The 21,635-nt window shown below is 44.7% G+C and carries 25 protein-coding genes; 14 read left to right on the forward strand and 11 right to left on the reverse strand.

Translation table 11 applies throughout. From position 1 onward, the window contains the following. Positions 1-75 precede the first annotated feature (75 nt). Both F6K63_RS23225 and F6K63_RS23230 read right to left on the reverse strand, forming a co-directional pair. Positions 76-1,296, reverse strand: a complete 1,221-nt coding sequence (locus tag F6K63_RS23225; protein WP_202799277.1) for a M4 family metallopeptidase — start codon at positions 1,294-1,296, stop codon at positions 76-78. 327 nt (positions 1,297-1,623) lie between these two features. Further along, positions 1,624-2,127, reverse strand: a complete 504-nt coding sequence (locus F6K63_RS23230) for a hypothetical protein (RefSeq protein ID WP_287313213.1) — start codon at positions 2,125-2,127, stop codon at positions 1,624-1,626. A 1,396-nt stretch (positions 2,128-3,523) separates the two neighbouring features. Here F6K63_RS23230 and F6K63_RS23235 point away from each other — a divergent pair. After that, positions 3,524-4,249, forward strand: a complete 726-nt coding sequence (locus F6K63_RS23235) for a hypothetical protein (protein ID WP_287313214.1) — start codon at positions 3,524-3,526, stop codon at positions 4,247-4,249. On the opposite strand, the gene F6K63_RS23240 is transcribed toward F6K63_RS23235, so the two are convergent. Continuing rightward, positions 4,205-4,483, reverse strand: coding sequence for a hypothetical protein (locus F6K63_RS23240; RefSeq protein WP_287313215.1), 279 nt, complete (start codon positions 4,481-4,483; stop codon positions 4,205-4,207). The genes F6K63_RS23235 and F6K63_RS23240 overlap by 45 nt on opposite strands. Positions 4,484-4,829: 346 nt before the next feature. On the opposite strand from F6K63_RS23240, the gene F6K63_RS23245 reads away from it, so the two are divergent. From F6K63_RS23245 to F6K63_RS23265, 5 genes are all read left to right on the forward strand, one after another. Beyond that, positions 4,830-5,690 (forward strand): DUF1350 family protein, encoded by an 861-nt coding sequence (locus tag F6K63_RS23245; RefSeq protein WP_287298134.1) that lies wholly within the window; start codon positions 4,830-4,832, stop codon positions 5,688-5,690. Positions 5,691-5,899: 209 nt separating this feature from the next. Beyond that, entirely contained in the window at positions 5,900-6,205 is a 306-nt protein-coding gene (locus F6K63_RS23250) for a hypothetical protein (RefSeq protein WP_287313216.1), read from the forward strand. 105 nt (positions 6,206-6,310) lie between these two features. Then, a complete protein-coding gene (locus tag F6K63_RS23255; protein ID WP_008190114.1) occupies positions 6,311-6,514 on the forward strand; it encodes a DUF8624 family small hydrophobic protein in 204 nt (67 codons plus the stop codon). Then, the gene (locus F6K63_RS23260; RefSeq protein ID WP_008190112.1) at positions 6,507-7,016 is read left to right on the forward strand and encodes a GNAT family N-acetyltransferase; all 510 of its coding nucleotides are present in this window, start codon (positions 6,507-6,509) and stop codon (positions 7,014-7,016) included. Before F6K63_RS23255 ends, F6K63_RS23260 begins: the two co-directional genes overlap by 8 nt. 52 nt (positions 7,017-7,068) lie before the next feature. Beyond that, a complete protein-coding gene (locus F6K63_RS23265) occupies positions 7,069-7,827 on the forward strand; it encodes a HEAT repeat domain-containing protein (protein WP_071102698.1) in 759 nt (252 codons plus the stop codon). Between the two features lie 123 nt (positions 7,828-7,950). Here the strand turns inward: F6K63_RS23265 and nblB are convergent, their stop codons facing one another. The 6 genes from nblB to murG all read right to left on the reverse strand — a co-directional run bounded on the left by nblB (position 7,951) and on the right by murG (position 11,697). Beyond that, on the reverse strand, positions 7,951-8,613 hold the full coding sequence (gene nblB / locus F6K63_RS23270; protein ID WP_071102697.1) for a phycobilisome degradation protein NblB: 663 nt from the start codon (positions 8,611-8,613) through the stop codon (positions 7,951-7,953). Between the two features lie 85 nt (positions 8,614-8,698). Further along, positions 8,699-9,166: a CBS domain-containing protein gene (locus F6K63_RS23275; protein ID WP_287313217.1), complete on the reverse strand. Its 468-nt coding sequence runs from the start codon at positions 9,164-9,166 to the stop codon at positions 8,699-8,701. A 290-nt stretch (positions 9,167-9,456) separates the two neighbouring features. Then, positions 9,457-9,627 carry a hypothetical protein gene (locus F6K63_RS23280; RefSeq protein ID WP_158026179.1) on the reverse strand — a complete coding sequence of 57 codons (171 nt, stop codon included), beginning with the start codon at positions 9,625-9,627 and terminating at the stop codon, positions 9,457-9,459. 38 nt (positions 9,628-9,665) lie between these two features. Next, entirely contained in the window at positions 9,666-9,965 is a 300-nt protein-coding gene (locus F6K63_RS23285; protein ID WP_287313218.1) for a glutathione S-transferase C-terminal domain-containing protein, read from the reverse strand. A 15-nt stretch (positions 9,966-9,980) separates the two neighbouring features. After that, on the reverse strand, positions 9,981-10,391 hold the full coding sequence (locus tag F6K63_RS23290; protein WP_008190102.1) for a Tom37 metaxin N-terminal-like domain-containing protein: 411 nt from the start codon (positions 10,389-10,391) through the stop codon (positions 9,981-9,983). 256 nt (positions 10,392-10,647) lie between these two features. Next, positions 10,648-11,697, reverse strand: a complete 1,050-nt coding sequence (gene murG / locus F6K63_RS23295) for an undecaprenyldiphospho-muramoylpentapeptide beta-N-acetylglucosaminyltransferase (RefSeq protein WP_008190099.1) — start codon at positions 11,695-11,697, stop codon at positions 10,648-10,650. A 52-nt stretch (positions 11,698-11,749) separates the two neighbouring features. Here murG and F6K63_RS23300 point away from each other — a divergent pair, with 52 nt between their 5' ends. After that, positions 11,750-11,980 carry a hypothetical protein gene (locus F6K63_RS23300; protein WP_131826872.1) on the forward strand — a complete coding sequence of 77 codons (231 nt, stop codon included), beginning with the start codon at positions 11,750-11,752 and terminating at the stop codon, positions 11,978-11,980. Between the two features lie 64 nt (positions 11,981-12,044). Further along, positions 12,045-12,872 carry a DUF8623 domain-containing protein gene (locus F6K63_RS23305; protein WP_008190095.1) on the forward strand — a complete coding sequence of 276 codons (828 nt, stop codon included), beginning with the start codon at positions 12,045-12,047 and terminating at the stop codon, positions 12,870-12,872. Here F6K63_RS23305 and F6K63_RS23310 read toward each other — a convergent pair. Next, a complete protein-coding gene (locus F6K63_RS23310) occupies positions 12,844-13,044 on the reverse strand; it encodes a hypothetical protein (protein ID WP_131826871.1) in 201 nt (66 codons plus the stop codon). The genes F6K63_RS23305 and F6K63_RS23310 overlap by 29 nt on opposite strands. A gap of 146 nt (positions 13,045-13,190) precedes the next feature. On the opposite strand from F6K63_RS23310, the gene truB reads away from it, so the two are divergent. The 4 genes from truB (at position 13,191) to F6K63_RS23330 (ending at position 17,246) form a co-directional block, all read left to right on the forward strand. Then, positions 13,191-14,081: a tRNA pseudouridine(55) synthase TruB gene (gene truB / locus F6K63_RS23315; protein ID WP_044495314.1), complete on the forward strand. Its 891-nt coding sequence runs from the start codon at positions 13,191-13,193 to the stop codon at positions 14,079-14,081. A gap of 181 nt (positions 14,082-14,262) precedes the next feature. Beyond that, positions 14,263-15,504 (forward strand): DNA (cytosine-5-)-methyltransferase, encoded by a 1,242-nt coding sequence (gene dcm, locus F6K63_RS23320; RefSeq protein WP_287266127.1) that lies wholly within the window; start codon positions 14,263-14,265, stop codon positions 15,502-15,504. Between the two features lie 584 nt (positions 15,505-16,088). Beyond that, complete coding sequence (locus F6K63_RS23325) at positions 16,089-16,481, forward strand: DUF1499 domain-containing protein (RefSeq protein ID WP_353737187.1); 393 nt, start codon at positions 16,089-16,091, stop codon at positions 16,479-16,481. Positions 16,482-16,886: 405 nt separating this feature from the next. After that, on the forward strand, positions 16,887-17,246 hold the full coding sequence (locus tag F6K63_RS23330) for a hypothetical protein (protein ID WP_287250176.1): 360 nt from the start codon (positions 16,887-16,889) through the stop codon (positions 17,244-17,246). A gap of 131 nt (positions 17,247-17,377) precedes the next feature. Here F6K63_RS23330 and F6K63_RS23335 read toward each other — a convergent pair whose 3' ends face one another. Further along, entirely contained in the window at positions 17,378-17,980 is a 603-nt protein-coding gene (locus F6K63_RS23335; RefSeq protein WP_008190084.1) for a hypothetical protein, read from the reverse strand. A gap of 326 nt (positions 17,981-18,306) precedes the next feature. On the opposite strand from F6K63_RS23335, the gene F6K63_RS23340 reads away from it, so the two are divergent. Further along, positions 18,307-19,527, forward strand: a complete 1,221-nt coding sequence (locus tag F6K63_RS23340; RefSeq protein ID WP_287266129.1) for an aldo/keto reductase — start codon at positions 18,307-18,309, stop codon at positions 19,525-19,527. 131 nt (positions 19,528-19,658) lie between these two features. Continuing rightward, positions 19,659-21,473, forward strand: coding sequence for an ABC transporter ATP-binding protein (locus F6K63_RS23345; RefSeq protein WP_287266155.1), 1,815 nt, complete (start codon positions 19,659-19,661; stop codon positions 21,471-21,473). Positions 21,474-21,635: the final 162 nt, after the last annotated feature.

Below are 21,635 nucleotides of genomic sequence, written 5' to 3' on the forward strand. Positions count from 1 at the left end.
GGACTTTGCCAGGCCCGAAAAGGCGGAAAATTTGGGCGAGCCCTTCCCTAACGCACCCTAAAGAATTTCCTATCCTTAAGAGGAGGGGGTGAAAAAAGACCTGATAAAGTCTGGCGCACCTGCGGAGCATCCTGGGGGTTCAGAGGGTTGAGGTGCCGGAGGCTTTTCAATAATCTCAACACCTACCTCTTCCCAACCTTTACGGACAGCTTTTTGTTCCAGGCTGCCAACACCAAATCGGTCACCTGCCACCTTGTATGTCTCTCTGGCAGCATCCTTAAAATCTGAGGTGGAACCCAGCTTATCCCTCAAGGTAAGATACCAGATCCAACCGGCCTTGTCCCAAGCGTATCCACCAATGTCCAGAGCAGCAATGTAGAAGGCTCGGTTGGGGATACCAGAATTGATATGAACCCCACCATTATCTTGAGACCCGGTGTAGATGTCTCTCATATGACCTGGTTGAGGGTCTTTACCTAGTCTGGGGTCGTTATAAGCACTCCCTGGTTCTTTCATGGAGCGAATGCCTTTAGCATTGACATTCTCAGTAAACAGACCAGCTCCAATCACCCAATCCGATTCACTAGCAGTTTGGTTCAGTGTCCGTTGCTTAACTAGGATTCCGAACACATCAGCGAAGTGTTCGTTGAGAGCACCTGGTTGATTCCGATAGACCAGTCCTGCTTCATATTGGATCACCCCATGGGTCAGCTCATGACCAATAATATCGATGGCGATAGTAAAGCGATTGAAGAGTCTCTCCTCTTCTGGCAAATCTTCATCCCCATCCCCATAGGTCATCTGTTGACCATTCCAGAAGGCGTTGTCAAAACCGCGCCCATAATGAACGGTTGAGGTCAACACCACCCCTCGATCATCAATCGAGTTCCGCTCGTATATGTCACGATATAAATCAAAGGTGGCTCCAGAACCATCGTAGGCTTCATCTACTGCTGTGTCACCTGTGGCCGGGTCTCCTTCCCCCCGGACTTGACGGCCAGGTAAACGAGTTTGGTAGTCTGCATGGCAGATCACCCGTTGTTTGGCTGCTCCTGGTTCTCGGGAACTGGGTCGTGTGGAGAAGTCAGCTAATTCCTGGCGCACCCCACGGAACTGACCAGATTCCACTAGGGCGCTCAATGCCCGTTCTCGCTGCATAGGGCTTCCCTGTTCTGAAACTTCCCGCAGCATATACGCCGGAACAATACAGTGCAGAGGGTTGTGGTGGTGATGGTGGTGATGGTGGTGATGGTGGTGATGGTGGTGATGGTGGTGATGGTTTATCTTGGTAGGCATAGTAGTATTTAAGTATTTTTGCTATTACTATGATCGCCCTTGCTAGCTCAGGTTTTATTGCCAAGTTTTCTTGCCAGAAGCAACACCTTGGAAGCCTTGCCAGCCACTTTTAATCATAGCGAAATCAACTCAAAACAGTTTCTGATTTAGGGCATTGCTTATTGGTAGGATGATTAAGTCTGTTCTATCTTGCCTTACTTCCAGTCTCTTCACCCTCTTTCACAGTTTCATAAATCATCTCCCCAAATCAGCAAAGCCCTTATCTGTGGTGTCTCGATTGAAAAAATCGATACCCAAATCCGAATTATAGGTTAGATTTCCGAGGGTTTAACTCTTTGATACAACAATCGTTACAATATAGTCGGATTGTATTATTTTTTCCTGATTAGTCATTGGCAAGGGTTCAACATTTTTTAATGTCATGGAATAGCCATCAAAATTTTTAACAGCTAAATTTTCTTGGGCTGCTCTGAGGGTTAACTCAACCTCCTCTGGTTGTGAGTTTTCCTTGACAACCTCGAAGGCAATGGTGACTTGTCCTGGCTGCACACAAACCGCATCAGCTGGGCATCTGGAATCCTCTACTATATCCAGAACCTTAACTTGCATCGTTTTCGATTCCATTAATGCCATCTGATCGATATGAAGTTGAATCTCTTGATTTAAATCCGCCTTAACCAAATTTTCTGTTGCTTGAATCTCTTGATTTAAATCCGCCTTACTCAAATTTTCCGTTGCTTGAGTACAACCGAGCATCGGTTGAATCAGGCTACAAATAATAATAAGTTTTATTAACCCTGAGACTAAAGCTAATCCTTTCGATTTCGTCATGATTGACCACCCCAAGTTGGTGTAACTGTAAGCCGTCAGCCGTCAGCCGTCAGTGGTCAGTAGTCAGTGGTCAGGGGTCAGGGGTCACCCGTTCGCTGATAGCTGATAGCTGATAGCACCTCAAGTAGCGTGCGCGTAGCGCATTAGCTTAAGTTTAACTTAGCAATCAAAGCACTAACGGGCTAAAAACCCGATCGTTCTTCAATTGAAATTATCTGAAATTATCGAATTAGTTACTCCTTGTCTTCCTGCTATTTTTTGGGATTACTTGCATTATAAGCAACACTGTACCCTTTAGGAGAGAGAGTTGCTGAAACATACAGGCAATAATTCCCCCCATATCAAGGCTGGTGAGGGTACCCTTTTCGCCCCTACTAATTTTCCCCTACTAATTTTAGAGTATTTTATCTTAATTGACACAAGAAGAGACAGAAAAATCCTCAAGCTCTTAACCGTGACTGTAATCCAATGGTAACCATTCAGCCCAAGGCTAATCAGCTATCAACTATTTATGATCAGGGTAACATAACTGATATCTTCCAAACCGAGTCACGAAAAAGTGCCCTATTTGAAAAAGCGATTAGGGCTGACTCTGTTGATTAATCCAGCATTACCTGATTTTAGCTAAGACGTGAATGCTGAGGTCGGATTTGATTACAATATCTTGCGATTTATTAATTAACGTAAATTTATGGGAACTCCCACAAGCCAAAACCCCGCGTTTTTAAACCACCGGATGTAGGCTCGCTGCGACTTTAGTCGCCTAGACACAATTTTGCCAAAAAGGATTGACAATACCTCGCGTAGAGTATTATTTAGATATGGGTACAGGCTGAGAAACCGAGGCGCAACCGGGTCAGAAACCCGCCACTGCTTGACCTAAAAGAAGTAATGCCCGGAGGGCAGGGAAAATCCTCCTTAAAAACCCAACCATCAACTAACAATTGGTGTGTGAACTCAGCAAAAACACTTTGAGAAAACAACGGTACGGCGGGGCACGCCGAAACCAGGTGAAACAGGGAAGCAACGAACTCTATAAGACACTTCTCAAAAAGTAACTAAACGCCTAAGGAGACTAGCCCGCTGGGTCTTTCGTGAACTGAACTAAAATCTTAGTCTTGACGGGATTTCGGTTTAGATATTGCCATTTGGACACGGAGGTTTAAGGCCGGTCGTAGATCTAGGAATCCCCGTCACAAAGCGAGCGGGGAGTGTCAACAATCCAGGAACTTGCAACAATGAATTGAAATCAATTAACTGGTAACTAAGGGTAATTGCTATTCGACGATCAATACTCTTACCCATAAGCCGGTCTTGCATAGGTTGGTCACGTTTTTCAACAGCCATAGCACTTATCAAGACCAAGCTTAGATATTGTTTCAGTTTATGGAACATCATGACTAAAAGTTTGTTAAAAATTTATCCCCTTGGCCATCTCAGTCTTGCTTTGGTGGAATGGGTATTACTGGCATGGGCAATTCGCCTGTGGCGTCGCTCAACTAGTCTGGCCATGATTGTGCTGCCAATTGTGCTAGCAAGCATTAGCTATGACAATCTAGTTCTGGCCATGGGGAGCCTGATTGGTGAAGGAGATCTCCTGAAATCACTGAGTATGGTGCGCTTCCTATTACACTTCTTAGTAGTGCCGCTGTTCATTGTAATTGCTGTTGAGCTAGCTCACCGCGCTGGAGCAGTTTGGGCTAATACAATAATTGTACGAGTTTTATCCTGGGTGCTTGCCCTAGGACTGGGTGGGTTTGAAGTGGCGACCCAGTTTGTTGGCCTAGAATTGGTTCCAGTCACCTTTGCTGGCACCTTGCGCTACACAGTAGCGGAAGTGAGTGCTCCACCAATTGTAACAATTTTGGTCAATTTGTTCGTGCTGCTGATTGGTATCGGCATCTGGGTAAGGCTGAAATGGCCATGGCTATTTGTGGGAACCTTGGTTGCCCTAATTGGCAATGCTGTACCGATTTCTCGAGTTGGGACCCTTGTCGGTAGTGCCTCTGAATTCGTCATGGCTCTGAGTTTGCTATTAACTGAGCGGCGGACACAGTTTGTTCGTGCCCAACTCGGCTCAGGTGAAAAGACAACGAAGGTTGAAGGTTGGGTTGAAGGTTGAAGGTGGGGTTGAATGTTGAAGGTTGAATGTTGAAGGTTGAAGGTGGGGTTGAAGGTGGGGTTGAAGGTTGAAGGTTGAATGTTGGGTTGAAGGTGGGGTTGAAGGTGGGGTTGAAGGTGGGGTTGAAGGTTGTTCGCTTAGGGTGGCCTTTTGGCCAAGGTTGAATGTTGGGTTGAAGGTGGGGTTGAAGGTTGTTCGCTTAGGGTGGCCTTTTGGCCAAGGTTGAATTTTCAATGTTGAATGTTGACGCTTGAATAACCTGTAACCTGTAACCTTCAACCTGTAACCTGTAACCTCTAAGCTCTAACCTGTAACCTTCAACCTCTAACCTGTAACCTTCAACCTCTAACCTTCAAGCTGTAACCTGTAACCTTCAACCTGCAACCTGCAACCTGTAACCTTAAACCTGCAACCTGCAACCTTCAACCTCTAACCTTCAACCTCTAACCTGTAACCTGTAACCTCTAACCTGTAACCTTCAACCTCTAACCTGTAACCTTCAACCTCTAACCTTTAACCTTCAACCTCTAACCTTTAACCTGCAACCTGCAACTTAGTTATCCTAAAAGAGCTTACTGCCATGAATGCCGAATTTAAATTTAGACCAATTCCCTTTGCTTGGGTTGCTATCCATCCCAAGCCGATAGGTGTTGTTCAGTTAATTGGTGGTGCGTTTTTCGGAAGTTTTCCGACAATTTTCTACCGATATATCGCCAAGCGATTATTTGAATCAGGTTATACCGTTGTTGCCAGACCGTTTAGATTTACCTTCCGCCATTGGCCTGTAGCAATTGGTTTGGTCAAAGAAGAAAAAACCCTATTCCAGGGAATTTTGGAAGAAGCAAAAAAATTGGGCTATGAGTACAGGATCTATGAAGAAGACCCCTCTGCCAGAGGGAATAATTATTTTTGGTTAGGTCACAGCCTTGGAACAAAATACATCGCACTCTTGGAACTTTTAAGTGATTTGGAGTCCAAAAAACTTCAGGAAATTCTGGGAGATTGTGTGGGGAAAGATCAAGAGAAGCAGATTGAAGATAGCCTCAGAGATGCTGAGCTAAAATATATTTCTTTGATCAATCAACCATCTGTATTAATGGCTCCTGTTATTAGCGGTACCAGTAGTGCGGTTCCTGTTCCATTCATAGCTGATTTAGTAGACAGACTTGGTTTCGGGGTGTTACCCACACCCGAACAAACCTATTGCTTGATCAAAAATAGCCGTTTATTTAATCTTACTGCTTTGATTAGCTTCAGTAAGGATAAGATTGCTCAACAAGCTGGAACGGTGCGTTGGCTAGAGGAGAATTTAGGCAATAAACTTCTCATTGATGAGAAACTTCCCGGTAAGCATCTAACTCCCCTCGGTTGGCTCCGGGGAAATGATCAACTTGCGGATACGGTTATTGAAGTTATCACAAAACTAGCCGAGCGAGTCTAAGGGAACAGGGAATAGGGAACAGGGAATAGGGAACAGCGGATCTGGGAACAGGTAAGAAACAAGAGGGATCCCCCCTCCCTTAATAAGGGGGGAAGGTAAGTGGGAAAAAATTCTGTGTACCTGATTACTATGAGAAACGCTAGATTAGAGCAACTTAACGCTAATATTAGCTAGCGCTGATCGGATGTAATGTACTGGTGATAAAGTTGGTGCTCAACTGTCAACTGTCAACCTCCAACCTCCAACCTCCAACCTTCAACCTCCAACCTCCAACCTCTAACCTCCAACCTCCAACCTCCAACCCCCAACCTCCAACCCCCAACCGTCAACCTTCAACCTTCAACCAAATAACCTTGGCCAAAAGGCCACGCGATCGCGTTCAACCTCCAACCTCCAACCTCCAACCGTCAACCTTCAACCTTCAACCAAATAACCTTGGCCAAAAGGCCACGCGATCGCGTTCAACCTCCAACCTCCAACCCCCAACCTTCAACCTTCAACCTTCAACCAAATAACCTTGGCCAAAAGGCCACGCGATCGCGTTCAACCGCTAAAAGCTTTGCCATTGTTGTAAGATGGAGAAAGTAAAGAATTGTTAAAATCAACGAACCATTAAATTCATGGCTATATTTCGTCAGTACATTGCTCCCCTACTGGCATTACTAGGCTTCTTAATTGCCCTATTGGCAGTCAGTTCTCGGATCTTTTTACCGAACGATATGCTAGCCCCTGCACCGATTGAAGAGTTTGACGCTGCCAGCATTCAAGCACCAGTATCGGCTCAGTTGGTTGTTAACCAAAATTCTGGGAACACTGGTGAGTAAGCCATTGTTAGCACGGTACCAGCTACGCCTGGGAACGGTACGAGAACGGGCAATTTTGGTGAAGTTCATGGAGTTAACTTACCAAGAGCTTTTCCCAGAACAAAATGATTTTTCTCACCTGGCGAGGACTGTTAAACAGTACTTTTCCAGAGAAACCCCGCTGTGGTGGGTTACAGTAGCGGATGGGAACGTTTCTAGGAAAGGCTCTATCGTAACTCATCCCTTGCCAGTTGGTTGTCTGTGGATGGGAAATGGGGTTGATCAGGTAAATGGCGATCGCTATACCTATATTTTTTTACTGTACGTCATGCCAGCACACCGCCGTCAAGGCATTGGTTCAGCACTGATGCAGCAGGCTGAAGCTAGGGCAAGGGCAAGAGGCGATCGCCAAATTGGACTACAGGTGTTTCAATCGAATCAAGTCGCTTTGAACCTTTACCACGGACTGGGTTTTAGAACCCAATCTCTGTGGATGGTTAAACCATTGCACAGACAATACTAAATAAGAAATAAGACCCTGGTAGAATCAGGCAAGATAAGGTAGGTTATCAGGCATGTATGACGATGATGATCTGAGTTTACTGGATAATACGGCTTTACTAGAAAGCCCTTTAGATGACATAGAGCCGATTGAAGATGAGTTAGAAGCTCCCAAACCTGATCCAGAGGAAATGCTGGCTCTGTTAACGGCACCGGAAAGCCAGCAACGGATGCTAGCAGCTCGTGCTTTTTGTGAGTTGCAAGATGAGCGGGCAATTCCCCATCTGATTAACCTGTTAAATGATGTTTGTCCCTTAGTGCGGGTAAGTGCTGCCTATGGTCTAGGGCGCAATCCCAGTCCCACGGCAGTAAAGCCCTTGATTGACCAACTTAACCAAGATTGGAACGGTTATGTCCGTAAAGGGGTTGTCTGGGCATTGGGAAACTGTCGCGATCGCCGTGCTTTAGCGTCTCTAATTGATTCCCTAAAAACGGATATTCCTGCAGTGCGTTTGTGGGCAGCTAGTGCTCTGGCGCAAATGGCAGAGTTAGATTATGAAGAAGTAATCGCATCGATTCCGCCCTTGATTACTGGTTTAAGGAAAGACCCAGTAGCAGCAGTGCGCAGTAATTGTGCTTGGTCTATCGGGCAACTGTGTCGGGAATTGCCCTCCAATGCGGTTTACGCTGGTGCTATTGATGCCTTAATTGAAGCATTTGCTGATGATGAAGACCTAGGGGTAAAAGAAGACGCCAAAGCTGCCCTCTTGAAAGTGGGAGACCCCCGTGGACTTCAGATGATTGAAATGATCGAGATGGAAGGGTTTTTGTAATTGGGTTTGTTATTGCGTTGGGCACTTCCCACACTTCCCACACTTCCCACACTTCCCACACTTCCCACACTTCCCACACTCCCGCCTCTCCCCACACTCTTCTCCCTATTCCCTGTTCAAGCCTTATGCTTTTAAGCCCTCTTGCGCTACACTAGCCACCTGCTCAACACTGTCATTCGCTAATGTTTCTAGGACTGCCCTAGCTTCTTCTCCTCCCAGATTAACCAGTGCTTGTACTAACCGGTAACGAATTTGCCAGTCGGAATTAGTGGCAAAGGGAATCAACAGAGGCACAGCCCGGGGATCTCCCAATTCTCCTAAGGAACTAATGGCGGCGGTTTGGATTAAACTGATATCGGATTTGAGAGCGTCTTCTAAAAGTTGAAATGAACGGGGTTCACCTAGTTCCCCTAAGGCAGCTATAATACTAAATTTAATGATCCACTCAGTGGTTTGGTGATAGGTTTGCTCTAAATCATCATAGGCTTCGGTGAGCTTCAAGGCACTCAAGGAATCCGCTGCTGCTGCCTGAACATCTGGTTCTGGATCATTCAAAAGGCGATCGCGTAATAGGGTCAAAGCTAAGGTTAAATCCTGATTACCCAAGGTATGGAGCTGGCTGACTGCCCCATATCGAATCCGAACATTGTTATCGTTAACCAAGGGTTGAATTAGCTCAAACGCCACCGATGGTTCCAGCTGGCGTAGTTGGTTTAATCCACTAATGCGCTGGCCAAAATCCGGTGAATTCAGCAGCTGTTCGACAGATTCACGAGTAACGCTCATGGGTAAATTGCTCAATATCTAGCCAAAACTAAACTTACCATGTTGGTTGTTCACCGTGAACACTATTTGAGATAGAACAGTTCCCTTAATTCTGTAACTCAGCTGCCATAGCCCGGACAATATCCCCAGAGGTCAGAATTCCAATCACTTGCTCTGCCTCATCTGTTACTGGTAGATGATGGATTGATTTTTCCTGCATCAACTTAGCCGCTTTCCGTAAGGGTTGATCCGGTTTGATGCTCATGGGATGACCAGTCATTACTTCCCCAGCGGTTTGTCCAAGTGCTTTATGGAGTTCTTGGTCATAACGGGCAGGATTTTCTAAGTAAATCACGCTGTCGAGAAACATGATATAGACTGGCGGTTCTACTCCTGTCTCCTGCCACAGCAAGTCAGTTTCTGAAATCACTCCCACCAATTTGCCTGCTTCGTTAACCACTGGCAAGCCACTGATGCTTTGTTCAGCAATAATTTTGATCACTTCCTTAATCGGTGTTTCGGGCTGCACCACGATCGGGTCACGGGTCATGACTTCAGCAACGGTTTTAGCCATAGTTGGGTTTTTAAGGGTTTTGAATGGTTTGCCAGGTGATAACTCTATTCTCCCACTGCCTTAGTCTAGAAGGTGACAGAAGTCTGAAAACTTTATTGTTGATTAAGCTTTGACGGTTGAACTTGCTCCCCAAAAGCTCCGCGTTAATTCTATTGCCCCAGGGCGAATCGAAACACCCCTCTGGTCAGATCTTGGTTGAACACCAGAACAACTGCAATCCGTTAGCAAGCAGGTCAATAATCACCTCATCCCAGGACCTTTTGGTTCACCAGTCGATATTGCCAAAGCAGTCATTTTTCTGGCGTTGCTGAATCTTCGCGCTGAATAGGAGTAGAGTGGGCATCCTGCCCGCCCGGCAATAAGCATGAAACTGGCAAGATGCCAGTTCCACGCCTGATGCCCATTCCACAGGTGCGACCCGTAAATTGAAAATGCGATCGCGCTTTGTGATTACTTGACATTTAAGGCAATTACCACATCTCCTAGAAAATTTTCTGGATTAAGAATCCAAATAATCTGGAAAAAACGCCTGTTTCATCCGTTCACAATATTGACAGATATTTTTAAATTGAGATACGCGATCAATAATCAGACTCTTGAAAGGAGGTAAAATCATGTTTGCAATATAACCATAAGCCGTTGCATCTAAAGTGGTCGGTCTCTCCCCCATAAAAAATGGTTTATCTGCTAAATAATCAGACAGGGCTTGAAACTCAGCATTAATAATTTGAGAAATTTCCTTCTCGGAGTGACGACCCAGTCCCTGTTGATAAATCTGATTAGAAAGGGAATTTCGCACCTGTTGTAAAAACTGTTACGATTCTGGTGTCGAGCTCCCAGCAAAGTAGAGAGTCGTTAATGTTTGTTTGAATAATTGCCAGTTATCTTCAATGTTATAACGAATATACATCTCTCCCCAATAAGTATTTTCTTTCAGCATCCGCCGAAAAGCTAAGGAGATTGCTTTTTCTGTTGAGGTCAAATCCCGATCAGGATCTATGCCCTCTTTTTCCTTAAGCATCTCGATAATTATGGTGGAGTCACCGATGAGTTCTCCTTTATATTCTATAAACGGAATTTTGCCTTTGGGAGCTTTAGTAAAGTCCTTAGTAATCTCGATATCGTAAGCAATATTAGCTATACGCAGCCAAGTTTCCAATTTAATACAGGGTGGACTAATGCTCGGTAATCCCCATAAAGGTGGTGCCTTATACAAAGTTATCATCACAGTAAATTTGGTTCGATATTACGCTTAAGCAATAACTATTATAAGGGCAAAATAATAATAAATCAATCTAGTCATTATCGAATCAACAACTCGAAGCTATTCTACATTATTTTTTTGACTTTTTTGCAATTATTTTATTGTTCTTATTCGGTTTGAGCAATTTTTAGGTATTTAATCAAACCTCTGAAACTATTAATATTTAAAGTCAAGGTAAAGCTTGATTGACATGAGATCATAGTTCTCCTTTCATATTTTATTTTTCAACTAACTCACGAACTAGAGAGGCTAAACGCTTTCCACTATCTCTAATCGCAAGACTAGCTGTTTTTTGTTTCATCTCTTCTAACCTAGTTGGAGACTTGAGTAAAGCCAGCACCTCCTGTTCTAACGTTTCGTGAGTCAACTGGTCTTGACGAAATACTAAAGCAGCACCAGAATCCTTAAAGCTAGCTGCATTGAAAGCTTGATGGTCTTCCGCTGCATAAGGGTAGGGAATCAGAATGGCTGGTGTTTCAGTTATGGCTAGCTCAGTTAAGGTTCCAGCACCAGCACGGCTAATGGCTAAATTGGCCCGTTGCAGTAATGGTGCCATCTGGTCATAAAAGGGCATAGACAGGTACTGAGGATGGCTAAGGGTGTTAGCCTCTGGGTCTTGTTCTCCAGTTAAATGAACAATCCAAGCACCAGCTTCAAACCAGACGGGAGCACATTGGCGCACTAGTTTATTCACTGCCACTGCTCCTTGGGAACCCCCAACCACCACAATCAAGGGTACCTCTGGTGGAATCGGGAGTTCCAGGGATTGACTCTGTTGAAAACTATCCCGCACTGGTGTACCAACGGTTACAGTTTTAATCCGGGGTAGGTACTTGGAAGCGGCTTCAAACCCTATGGCTACGGTATTGCAAAAGGGACTCAGCCACCGGGTTACTTTTCCGGGAATGGCGTTAGATTCATGTATAATAGTAGGTAGACCCTGCAACCGTGCTGCCATAATTGCAGGTCCAGCGATGTAACCCCCAGTGGTGAAGACACCATCAAATTTACCTTCTCTCAGCAGTTGCCGCACTTGCCAAATTGAACTGACCAGGCGAGTGAAGATGCGCAGAGTACCGAGACCGAAGCGTTGTTGAAAACCTTCTACGGCAATGGTGTGCAGGGGATAGTCTGGTGGTAGCAACTCATTTTCAATGCGGTCAGGAACACCAAGCCACTCGATAGTGTAATTGGGTAAGTGTTGGGCTACTGCGAGGGCGGGAAATATATGTCCCCCCGTACCACTGGCGGCAATCAGCAATCGCATGGGTGACTTAGACACGGCTATAGGTCTCCTTGATCAATTGGGTGAGGGGCTTTTGTCTTGGGTTAATGGGAATCGGGAATCGGGAATCGGGAGTCGGGAATCGGGAAGAAAAAAAATACCAATTAAAGTAGGGTGGGCAAAGTCATATACTCTAGAGTACTCAAAAAAATCAAACTGTTTTTGCCCACCCTACAAGCTAGACATAGGTTATCAAACTAGATTTGGTATCATTGGTGAATCCAAGGGATTACCCTTTCTCCAATCACCAATGATCAATTACTAATTACTAGTTACCAGAATTACCAGTTACCAGTTACCAGTTACCAGTTACCAGTTAACGATTACCAATGACCAATCCAGCCACCTTACTGCAACGACTATCCCAATCTTTTACTACTAAAGTCAAGTCTATTTCTTTGGACTGGTCAGTATTTGTACTATTAACGGTAGGGTTGACCCTCGGCTCTCCTCTGAAAGCCCAAGCAGATAGCCCGGAAACCGCACCGCCTCAGCTTAAAGATACCCTCAGCCAAATTGATCGCTTCGCTAATGGCAAGGATGTTGAAGGGTTGCTGGAATTCTATAGCGCTAATTTTGCTAACTCCGATGGCTTAAGTCGGGATGTGATGGGAGAAGCGTTGCTTCAATTGTGGCAGCGCTACCCTGTGTTGAATTACCGCACGGAACTGACGGATTGGCAGCAAGAGGGCAACGCGATCGTGGCAGAAACTGTGACTTATATTACTAGTAACCAACAGGATGCTAGTAAGACCAAATTTGAATCGACTTTGCGATCGCGTCAGCGCTTTGAAAACCAAAAAATTGTCTATTCCACCATTTTGGCAGAGCGTTCCCAAATCACATCAGGAGCTAATCCTCCCAAGGTAACGGTGAAGTTACCAGAACAAGTGCGTATTGGTCAGCGATTTAATTTTGATGCCATTGTCCAGGAACCCCTCGGAGATGATTTGCTGCTGGGAGTGGCTATAGAAGAATCAGTCAGGTCACAGCGCTATACTAATCCCACGGAGGTTGACCTGGAATCTTTGGCTGCCGGTGGAATTTTTAAGATTGGCCGAGCCCCACTGTTACCAGAAGACCGCTGGATTTCAGCTATATTAATTCGGGGGGATGGCATGATTATGATTACTCGACGGTTACATGTGGTTGAGTAATTAGGTTTGAAGGGAGTAGGGAGTCGGGAGCGGTGCGACCCGTGGCGAATTTAATTCGCCTACGGAAAGCGCACCGAGGGAGTAGGGAATCGGGAGTAGGGAGTAGGGAGTAGGGAGTAGGGAGTAGGGAGTAGGGAGTAGGGAGTAGGGAGTAGGAAAATAAAACAGCCATGCTTCCCATGAGCTAGTGCATCAAGATAGAATCAAATCTTATTACTATTCCCGATTCCCGATTCCCGATTCCCGATTCCCGATTCCCGATTCCCGATTCCCTACCTTTACAGATAAATTTTAAACTTGGTGCAAAATCTGAGTATTGTGCAAGGATTTCTAAACTTAAACAAACCAGCAGGTTGGACATCCCACGATTGCGTTGCTAAAGTGCGGCGTCTGCTACGGCTGAAGCGAGTAGGCCATGGCGGGACCCTTGACCCAGCTGCTACCGGGGTTTTACCGATAGCTCTGGGAAAGGCAACCCGACTTTTGCAGTATATGCAGCAGGATAAAGCCTACAAGGCTACGGTGAGACTGGGAGTGAGGACAACTACTGATGATTTGGAAGGAGAGGTGATTGCTACTCAGTCTGCAGCCCAGTTGACTCTGGAGTTGGTCAAGGGTTTGTTGAAACAGTTTGAGGGCAAGATTCAGCAAGTGCCACCAATGTATAGCGCTATTCAGATCAAGGGTAAACGGCTGTATGATTTAGCCAGAGCTGGTGAAGTGGTAGAGGTACCAGAACGAACTGTAGAGGTTGAGAAGATCGAGGTTTTAGATTGGCGTGGGGGGGAATTTCCGGAAATTGATTTAGCGATCGCATGTGGTCCTGGCACCTATATTCGCTCCATAGCCCGGGATTTAGGAGATGCCCTTGAAACCGGTGGTGTGCTAGCCGCTCTGACTCGTACTCGCAGCAGTGGCTTTGATTTAGCCGATAGTCTGACATTAGAAGAATTGACCGAACAGCTGGAACAAAGCCTATTCCAGCCAGTGTCCCCTAGTGTAGGTTTGGGGCACTTACCCTCTGTAACCTTGTCCGCTGATCAAGCCCGTCGCTGGTGTTTGGGACAGCGTATCTCTGGGGATGATACTCTTGAAACTCCCACAATTCCTTTGCAAGTGTATCACGAAGATGGCAGTTTTTTGGGTATTGGTAAGGTGATATCCTCAACCTCTGGGGTATTGCTGGCTCCTCAAATGGTTTTTGTTTGATGGTAGTTGATTGAATCGAACAGGACTTACATAGTAACTAGCTATATCATTAGCTGTTCTAGGTTTAGGTCGTAACCAAAGGAGCGGGGGGCGGATAAAGTAATTCAGGAATTTAGTTGATCTGTATCCCGTTTTTTGTAACCATTGCATTATGCAACGGTTATATTAGAGCGTATTGGGTATGGCAAACACTAAATCTGGCACTGTTCAAGACCTAGTTACGGTTCAGGAAGCTGCTGAAATCTTGGGTGTCTCCTCCGATACCATACGTAGGTGGGAAAAGAAAAAGCTGCTGAGGGCAAAGCGGTCTGAACGAAACTACCGCTTTTTTGATATTGAAGAGTTAAAACGAATTCAAAGGAAGTATCTAGGACTAGCTACTGGGGTTGAGTTTCGTGTTCTCAAGAGCAAACCCACTAGCTTCAGAGTAATTGAGTTATTTGCTGGGTGTGGAGGCATGGCACTGGGTTTTGAGAATGCTGGCTTAAGCACCAAGCTGTTGGTGGAGATTGATAAAGACTGCGTAAACACTCTGAAGCTGAATAGACCTTCCTGGAAAATCATACCTGAGGATATAGCCAATGTTGATTTTACCAAATACAAGGACAACGTAGAGATTGTGGCTGGTGGAGTGCCCTGCCAAGCTTTCAGCTATGCCGGTCTAGGTAAAGGTTTTGACGATACTAGAGGGACGCTCTTTTTTGAGTTTGCACGGTGTGTCAAGGAAGTACAGCCGAAAATAGCACTAGTTGAAAACGTTAGAGGTCTGATCCACCATGACCAAGGCAGAACCTTATCCACCATGCTGCGAACCTTAGAGGATTTAGGTTACAACCCTACCTATAAGTTGCTCAGAGCGCAGTTTCTAGATGTTGCCCAAAAGCGGGAGAGGGTAATTATCATTGCGGTCAGAAAAGACTTAGACCTAAACGCAATATTTCCTCAGGAAAAGGACTACACTATTTCCCTGAGGGAGGTGCTCAAAGATTGCCCTAAATCAATAGGAGCAAAATACCCTACCCGCAAGAAAGAAATTATGGAGTTAATACCACCAGGAGGTTATTGGCGGAACTTACCAATAGAGCTTCAAAAAGAGTATATGAAAAAGAGTTTCTATCTCGGTGGCGGCAAAACCGGTATGGCTAGGCGGCTTTCTTGGCAAGAACCTTCCCTTACTCTAACCTGTAACCCAGCTCAAAAACAGACCGAGCGGTGTCATCCTGAAGAAACACGACCGTTGACAGTTAGGGAATATGCACGTATTCAGAGCTTCCCCGATGATTGGGAATTTACCGGTTCTCTATCATCGAGGTACAGGCAAATAGGTAATGCGGTCCCTGTTAATTTGGCTTACCACATTGGACGATGTCTGATTGCGATGTTGCAAGGGGAATTCGACCCAGAAACGATGGAGAAGTGTTGAACTTTGGCTTTTGCCCTTACTAACCCCAATTTTTTTGATAATACAGCAAAGGGAGCAGGGAGCAGGGAGCAGGGAGCAGGGAACTTCAGATTAAAAATTATCACAATTCATTTAAGATCGCTATTAGTCAACCAGACATGATATTACTAATATAGTGTTTGTATTTGAGATGTAAACCTAGGAGGTCTTGTTTTATTGTCCAATCAAACTCCAGACCTCTTTCCGATATTGCCTAGTAAGCATTCAGCTATCAGCTATCAGCTATCAGCTTTTGAATAAAACAGGTCAGCAAAAGTTTAATCTGAGTTATGTCACAGCGTTGAAGCCTGTGCCACAAACTAGAAGCCTGTGCCACAAAGCTGTTCGCGTAGCGTGAGCTTTTAGCTCACGGCTGACGGCTGACTGCTGAATGCTTATATTGCCTTTTTCAGCAATTGTGTTGATAACCCAGATACAAACGCTTTATGACTGTACAAAGCCAAAAACTATCACCCTTGAGACTAATACTAGTAGTATTAATATCGTTAGTATTAGTCGCTATTGTTGCCATAGGATCTACCTTTGCCCTTTCAGGAGAATCGTTGATGAAATTTCCAGGAAAACAACCCACCAATATTGGGATTCAGTCCTCAGGGCAATTAGCACCTTGCCCAAATAGCCCTAACTGTGTCAGCAGCTATAGCCAAGATGCCGAGCATGGTATTGAACCTTTAGCTTACAACTCAACCCCTACCGAAGCAATAGCTAAGCTAAAAACTGTGATCCAAAACCTAGAACGAACACAAATTATTGAAGAAACAGACAACTATCTTTACGCACAATTCACTACTCCTTTAATGGGGTTTGTGGATGATGTAGAATTTTTGTTGGATGACAGTGCTAAGGTAATCCATGTTCGCTCCGCCTCCCGTTTAGGAAAATCAGATTTGGGAGTTAATCGGAAACGGGTGGAAACAATCCGAGCGGAATTGAGCTGAGTGAATTAATCCCGTTGGTGGGCAGTGCCTAGCAACGGGATTGACTTGCTTATGTTATCTGTTTCTAGCACTGCCCACCCTACATCTTCAATAAATATAAACCCGTTGGTGGGCAGTGCCTAGCAACGGGATTGACTTGCTTATGTTATCTATTTATAGCACTGCCCACCCTACATAAACTCCCTAAAAAACCAGAACTACTTAATTTAATTGCAAACCGCTGTAGCTTGACATACTCTCTAGGCTTTGATAGTTTGGTTTTGGCGGTTAATTATATAACCAGTGTTGGCATCGAAATACTCCCAAAACTATTTCTGGATATATCCCAAAATATATTTTTTGGCGAAGCCGAATTGGTAATAATTACTGTTAGGTACCCCATGGAAAAAAATGGATAAAATAATCATGAAAAAAATTGCATCTCTTGTGGTTTCGTTATTGTTGGTATGCTTTACCTTGCTTGGTGCTGCATCCCCAGCCAATGCTGGATATCAGGCACGATTTTCTGACTCTGAAACTACAGGACCACGTGTTGAATTGGGTGTAACTGGAAATGCTACAAAGTACATGATTATAGGAGCATACAGCAGTATCAATAATATCGATACTAAGAATCGCCCTCTGAAAATATACTCTACTTCAAAGAATCCAATTACCATTCAGATCACTGAACTTCCTGATGCTTCTACTGCTCCTGATGGTGCAGATTTACAAAGTATTGTAATCGACAATAATACTGGCAAGTTGTACATCACATCGTTCTAATTAGCACTAAGCATGATAGCACTAGGCATTAGTGGAATTTTGATTACCTAGGGTAGGCTATTGCTTACCGTTTGAATCTGAACCCACATTCTTCACTTCGTGAGGAATGTGGGATATATTTTTTTGGTAGATTAACTACTAATTGATGGATATAGCAATTCTACGACTTTGGACTTAACTAAATATAAAAATGCTATCAGGTACAACACATTCACAACAATTAGTAAGCTTTTACCTATCCAAGAGTGAATTATAGAGAAAGTAAAAATTGTTGCTACTAACACCAACAATTTTTCCACTGTGGATACGGTATAACCATGATGCTTGGGGTCCCAGTAAGAGAAAGGACTAATAAAACGATAGTTACTAACAGGAAAAAAGTGCCGGTGAGCATCATCGTTGTGAACTGGTAAATCTAATAAGGAGTGCAGTATCATACTCCAACAAAGAATTTCCCAAAGTTGCCATCCCCAGTAATGGCTGATCATCACTCCACACAGGGCTAGGGGCAGGGAATGAAAGGTAGCAACAAGGTTCTGCCAAAAGGGCAATTCGTAGGTTTGTGACCAAATCTGGGACTCTGGTTGACGACGAATTAATTTTGCCCAGATATAAAGGATAAAAATTGGTGCATCGGGTAAAATAGCACCAATTGTAATCGGTAAAGCTGCCTGAATTTGAGCCTGGTGATTCAAAACAGCAAGGTTAATAATGGCGTGGCTAGGAGTATTCAATGGTTAGTTTGTTGATGAATTATAGTCTAGGGATATTATAGTTAGAGTCTGTTGATTAAAAAATAAAGTATATCCCTCACGGGTAAGCCCAAGCATCAATAAGCCTAGGCTTATTGATACAAAAACCGAGAAACTATTAACAAATTAACTCTGTTGCTTCTAAAGTCCTACGAGATTATAGGGGTTTCGATCCACGATCAACCGATATCTAGTCCAATGCATATTATGAGCCATTTTTTCTTGCGCTTAGGCTGATATCGTTATGAACTATACTGGTAAGGATGCCAAATCTTTTAATTATAAGAATTGAAATTGAGTAGCGAGTGATGAAATATCGAAGATTTGGGCGAACTGAGTTGCAAATGCCCGTTTTTTCCTGCGGCGGCATGCGGTTTCACTGCACCTGGGATGAGCTTTCTCCCTCAGAAATTCCCGAAAAAAATCAGATAAATTTAGAAGCTATTATTCGTCGTTCCCTCGAAGTGGGAATTAATCATTTTGAAACAAGTCGTACCTATGGAACCTCTGAAATGCAGTTGGGATGGGCGCTTTCTAAGTTACCTAGAGACCAAGTGCTAATTCAAACGAAAATTACCCCCATTTCAGATTCCCAAGAATTTCAGCGTCAAGTTGAAAAATCTTTATCTCTTTTGCAGGTAGACTATCTTGACCTGCTGACCCTACATGGAATCAATGATCCCCAAGCCTTCAAAGATAGCTTGTGTCCCGGAGGGTGCCTAGATCGGGCGCGGGAGTTACAAAAACAAGGGAAGGCTCGATTTATCGGCTTTGCAACTCATGGGCCAACCGAGCTAATTGTTCAAGCCATTGAAACTGATCGCTTTGACTACGTTAACCTGCACTGGTACTACATCAATCAATTCAACTGGCCAGCCATCGAAGCTGCCGATCGTCATGACATGGGGGTATTTATTATTAGCCCCTCGGATAAAGGGGGAATGTTGCATACTCCACCCAAGCGTTTGGTGGAATTGTGCCATCCCCTTCATCCTATGATGTTTAACGATCTGTTTTGTCTGAGCCATCATCAGGTCAAGACGCTGAGTTTGGGGGCTGCACGACCGTCGGATTTTGACGCACATGTTCAGGTATTGGATTTGTTAGATCGGGCAGAGGAAATTTTACCACCCATTGTGGAGCGTTTGGAGAAGGCGGCGATCGCTCGTTTGGGAGAAGAGTGGTGGCGTACCTGGCATATTGGTTTGCCTCCTCATCATAAAACTCCCAAAGGGATTAATATACCGATGATTCTGTGGTTAAGAAATCTGGCGATCGCCTATGACCTGGTTGAATATGCAAAAATGCGGTACAACCTCCTTGGCTATGCCGATTTCTGGCATCCCGGTACTAGGGCTGAAAATATCAAGGAAATTGATTTAAGCGACTGTTTGCGCCATAGCCCTCACGCGGATAAAATTCCTGCTCTTTTAGACGATGCCCATCAACGCTTGGCAGGTGAACCGGTTCAAAAGTTGTCTCGCGACTTGGGGGGCGGCAAGTCCCGCACAAAGCAAGTATGGAGCTAGAGGGAATGAAGTGGTATCCCAAAACCTGAGTTATATAGTAAACACTTCTCTCCTGGATAATTGACTAGGGTATTCTAGCAGGGTGTATCTCACTTTTGCTAAAATACTCTAATTCTTGCCAAGTCGTGTTAATTACCGTTTTCAATTCAAGGTTAACGTCAAAACCAAATCAGCGTAAGCATTCTAACTCTCCCATCCAGCGGCTGATTGGTTACGCTCAGCCCCATCGTTCCCTAATCTGGAAAGCGATCGCATGCTCAATCCTCAACAAAATCTTTGACTTAGCCCCTCCGGTCTTGATTGGGATGGCAGTGGATGTGGTGGTCAAACAACAAGATTCCTTGATTGCCCATCTAGGAGTAACGGATATCTTTAGCCAACTGGTATTCCTAGGATTCCTCAGCTTTATTGTTTGGGGATTGGAATCGGTCTTTCAATATACTTACCAACGATTATGGCGGAATCTGGCTCAAACCATTCAACACGAATTGCGCCTAGATGCTTACTCTCATCTGCAATTGTTGGAACTAGCGTATTTTGAAGATAGTAGTACAGGGGGATTGATGTCTATCCTCAGTGATGATATCAACCAACTAGAACGCTTTCTGGATATTGGTGCCAACGAAATTCTTCAAGTAACCACAAGCATTATTATTGTCAGTGCGGGCTTCTTTATCGTTGCTCCCAATGTAGCTTGGATAACTCTGATCCCTATCCCCTTTATCCTCTGGGGTTCGATTACCTTTCAAGGTCTGCTTGCTCCCCGTTATGCAGCAGTGCGGGAAAAGGTAGGGTTACTCAATGGACAGTTAGCTAATAATCTAACTGGGATTACTACCATTAAAAGCTTTACAGCGGAAGACTATGAAACTAAGCGGATTGAGAGACAAAGTCTAGGGTATCAGCACAGTAACCAGAAAGCGATCGCATTTTCTGCTGCCTTTGTCCCCTTGATTCGGATGTTAATCCTATTTGGGTTTACCGGAATTCTGCTCTACGGTGGTAAGTCCGCAGCCGCCGGGGAACTAGCAGTAGGCACCTACAGTGTCTTAGTTTTCATGACTCAGCGCTTGCTGTGGCCATTAACTCGACTGGGTAACACCCTCGATCAGTATCAACGGGCCATGGCATCCACCACTAGGGTAATGAATCTGCTGGATACCCCAATTGCCATGCACTCTGGGGATACACCATTACCTAGGTCTGAGGTTAAGGGGGAATTAGTATTAAATAATGTCACATTTGCCTACCGTAATCGCCCCCCTGTGGTACAAAACCTATCCCTTCACATTCCCGCCACCAAGACTATCGCCATAGTAGGTTCCACAGGGTCTGGTAAAAGTACCTTAGTCAAACTGTTATTAAGACTCTACGAAATCCAAGCAGGTTCGATCACTCTTGATGGAATTGACATCAGACAGCTCAAGCTCAAAGACTTACGCCATGCCATTGGTCTAGTTAGCCAGGATGTATTTTTATTCCACGGCACCGTAGAAGAGAATATCACCTACGGCACCTTTGATGCCACCACCGAGGAAATAGTTGCTGCCGCTAAGACCGCAGAAGCCCATGAATTTATCATGGAACTGCCCCAAGGCTATGACACCATTGTGGGAGAGCGGGGTCAGAAACTATCTGGAGGACAACAGCAACGAATTGCGATCGCACGAGCACTATTGAAAGACCCCCCAATCTTGATTCTAGATGAAGCCACCTCCGCCGTTGATAATGAAACCGAAGCCGCCATTCAGCGCTCCCTAGAAAAGATTACCCAAAATCGCACAACCATTGCGATCGCTCATCGGTTGTCCACAGTCCGCAATGCTGATTGTATTTATGTAATCGACCAAGGCAAATTAGTAGAGCAAGGACGACATGAAAAGTTGTTAGAGCAACAGGGAATTTATGCCATGCTGTGGCGGGTGCAGTCTGGAGTGAAGAAATAGGAGTGTGGGGAGATGGGGAGATGGGGAGATTTTTATTAAGTTCGTAGGGTGGGTTAGGTGCGGCCATGATTTTGAGGAATTACCAATCAGTTTTTATCCGCACCGTAACCCACCTTCTTCAAATTTCGCCCCTGACTACTGACGCTTTGTAATTAATTAAAC

The organism is Moorena sp. SIO1G6, assembly GCF_010672795.1.
Lineage (GTDB): Bacteria > Cyanobacteriota > Cyanobacteriia > Cyanobacteriales > Coleofasciculaceae > Moorena > Moorena producens.

Coding starts and splice junctions, on each gene's coding strand:
- F6K63_RS23225 (WP_202799277.1), bottom strand. CDS start 1,296: ATGCCTACCAAGATAAACCATCACCACCATCACCACCATCACCACCAT.
- F6K63_RS23230 (WP_287313213.1), bottom strand. CDS start 2,127: ATGACGAAATCGAAAGGATTAGCTTTAGTCTCAGGGTTAATAAAACTT.
- F6K63_RS23235 (WP_287313214.1), top strand. CDS start 3,524: ATGACTAAAAGTTTGTTAAAAATTTATCCCCTTGGCCATCTCAGTCTT.
- F6K63_RS23245 (WP_287298134.1), top strand. CDS start 4,830: ATGAATGCCGAATTTAAATTTAGACCAATTCCCTTTGCTTGGGTTGCT.
- F6K63_RS23255 (WP_008190114.1), top strand. CDS start 6,311: ATGGCTATATTTCGTCAGTACATTGCTCCCCTACTGGCATTACTAGGC.
- F6K63_RS23265 (WP_071102698.1), top strand. CDS start 7,069: ATGTATGACGATGATGATCTGAGTTTACTGGATAATACGGCTTTACTA.
- nblB (WP_071102697.1), bottom strand. CDS start 8,613: ATGAGCGTTACTCGTGAATCTGTCGAACAGCTGCTGAATTCACCGGAT.
- F6K63_RS23275 (WP_287313217.1), bottom strand. CDS start 9,166: ATGGCTAAAACCGTTGCTGAAGTCATGACCCGTGACCCGATCGTGGTG.
- F6K63_RS23280 (WP_158026179.1), bottom strand. CDS start 9,627: ATGTCAAGTAATCACAAAGCGCGATCGCATTTTCAATTTACGGGTCGC.
- F6K63_RS23290 (WP_008190102.1), bottom strand. CDS start 10,391: ATGATAACTTTGTATAAGGCACCACCTTTATGGGGATTACCGAGCATT.
- murG (WP_008190099.1), bottom strand. CDS start 11,697: ATGCGATTGCTGATTGCCGCCAGTGGTACGGGGGGACATATATTTCCC.
- F6K63_RS23305 (WP_008190095.1), top strand. CDS start 12,045: ATGACCAATCCAGCCACCTTACTGCAACGACTATCCCAATCTTTTACT.
- F6K63_RS23310 (WP_131826871.1), bottom strand. CDS start 13,044: ATGGCTGTTTTATTTTCCTACTCCCTACTCCCTACTCCCTACTCCCTA.
- dcm (WP_287266127.1), top strand. CDS start 14,263: ATGGCAAACACTAAATCTGGCACTGTTCAAGACCTAGTTACGGTTCAG.
- F6K63_RS23325 (WP_353737187.1), top strand. CDS start 16,089: ATGAAATTTCCAGGAAAACAACCCACCAATATTGGGATTCAGTCCTCA.
- F6K63_RS23330 (WP_287250176.1), top strand. CDS start 16,887: ATGAAAAAAATTGCATCTCTTGTGGTTTCGTTATTGTTGGTATGCTTT.
- F6K63_RS23340 (WP_287266129.1), top strand. CDS start 18,307: ATGAAATATCGAAGATTTGGGCGAACTGAGTTGCAAATGCCCGTTTTT.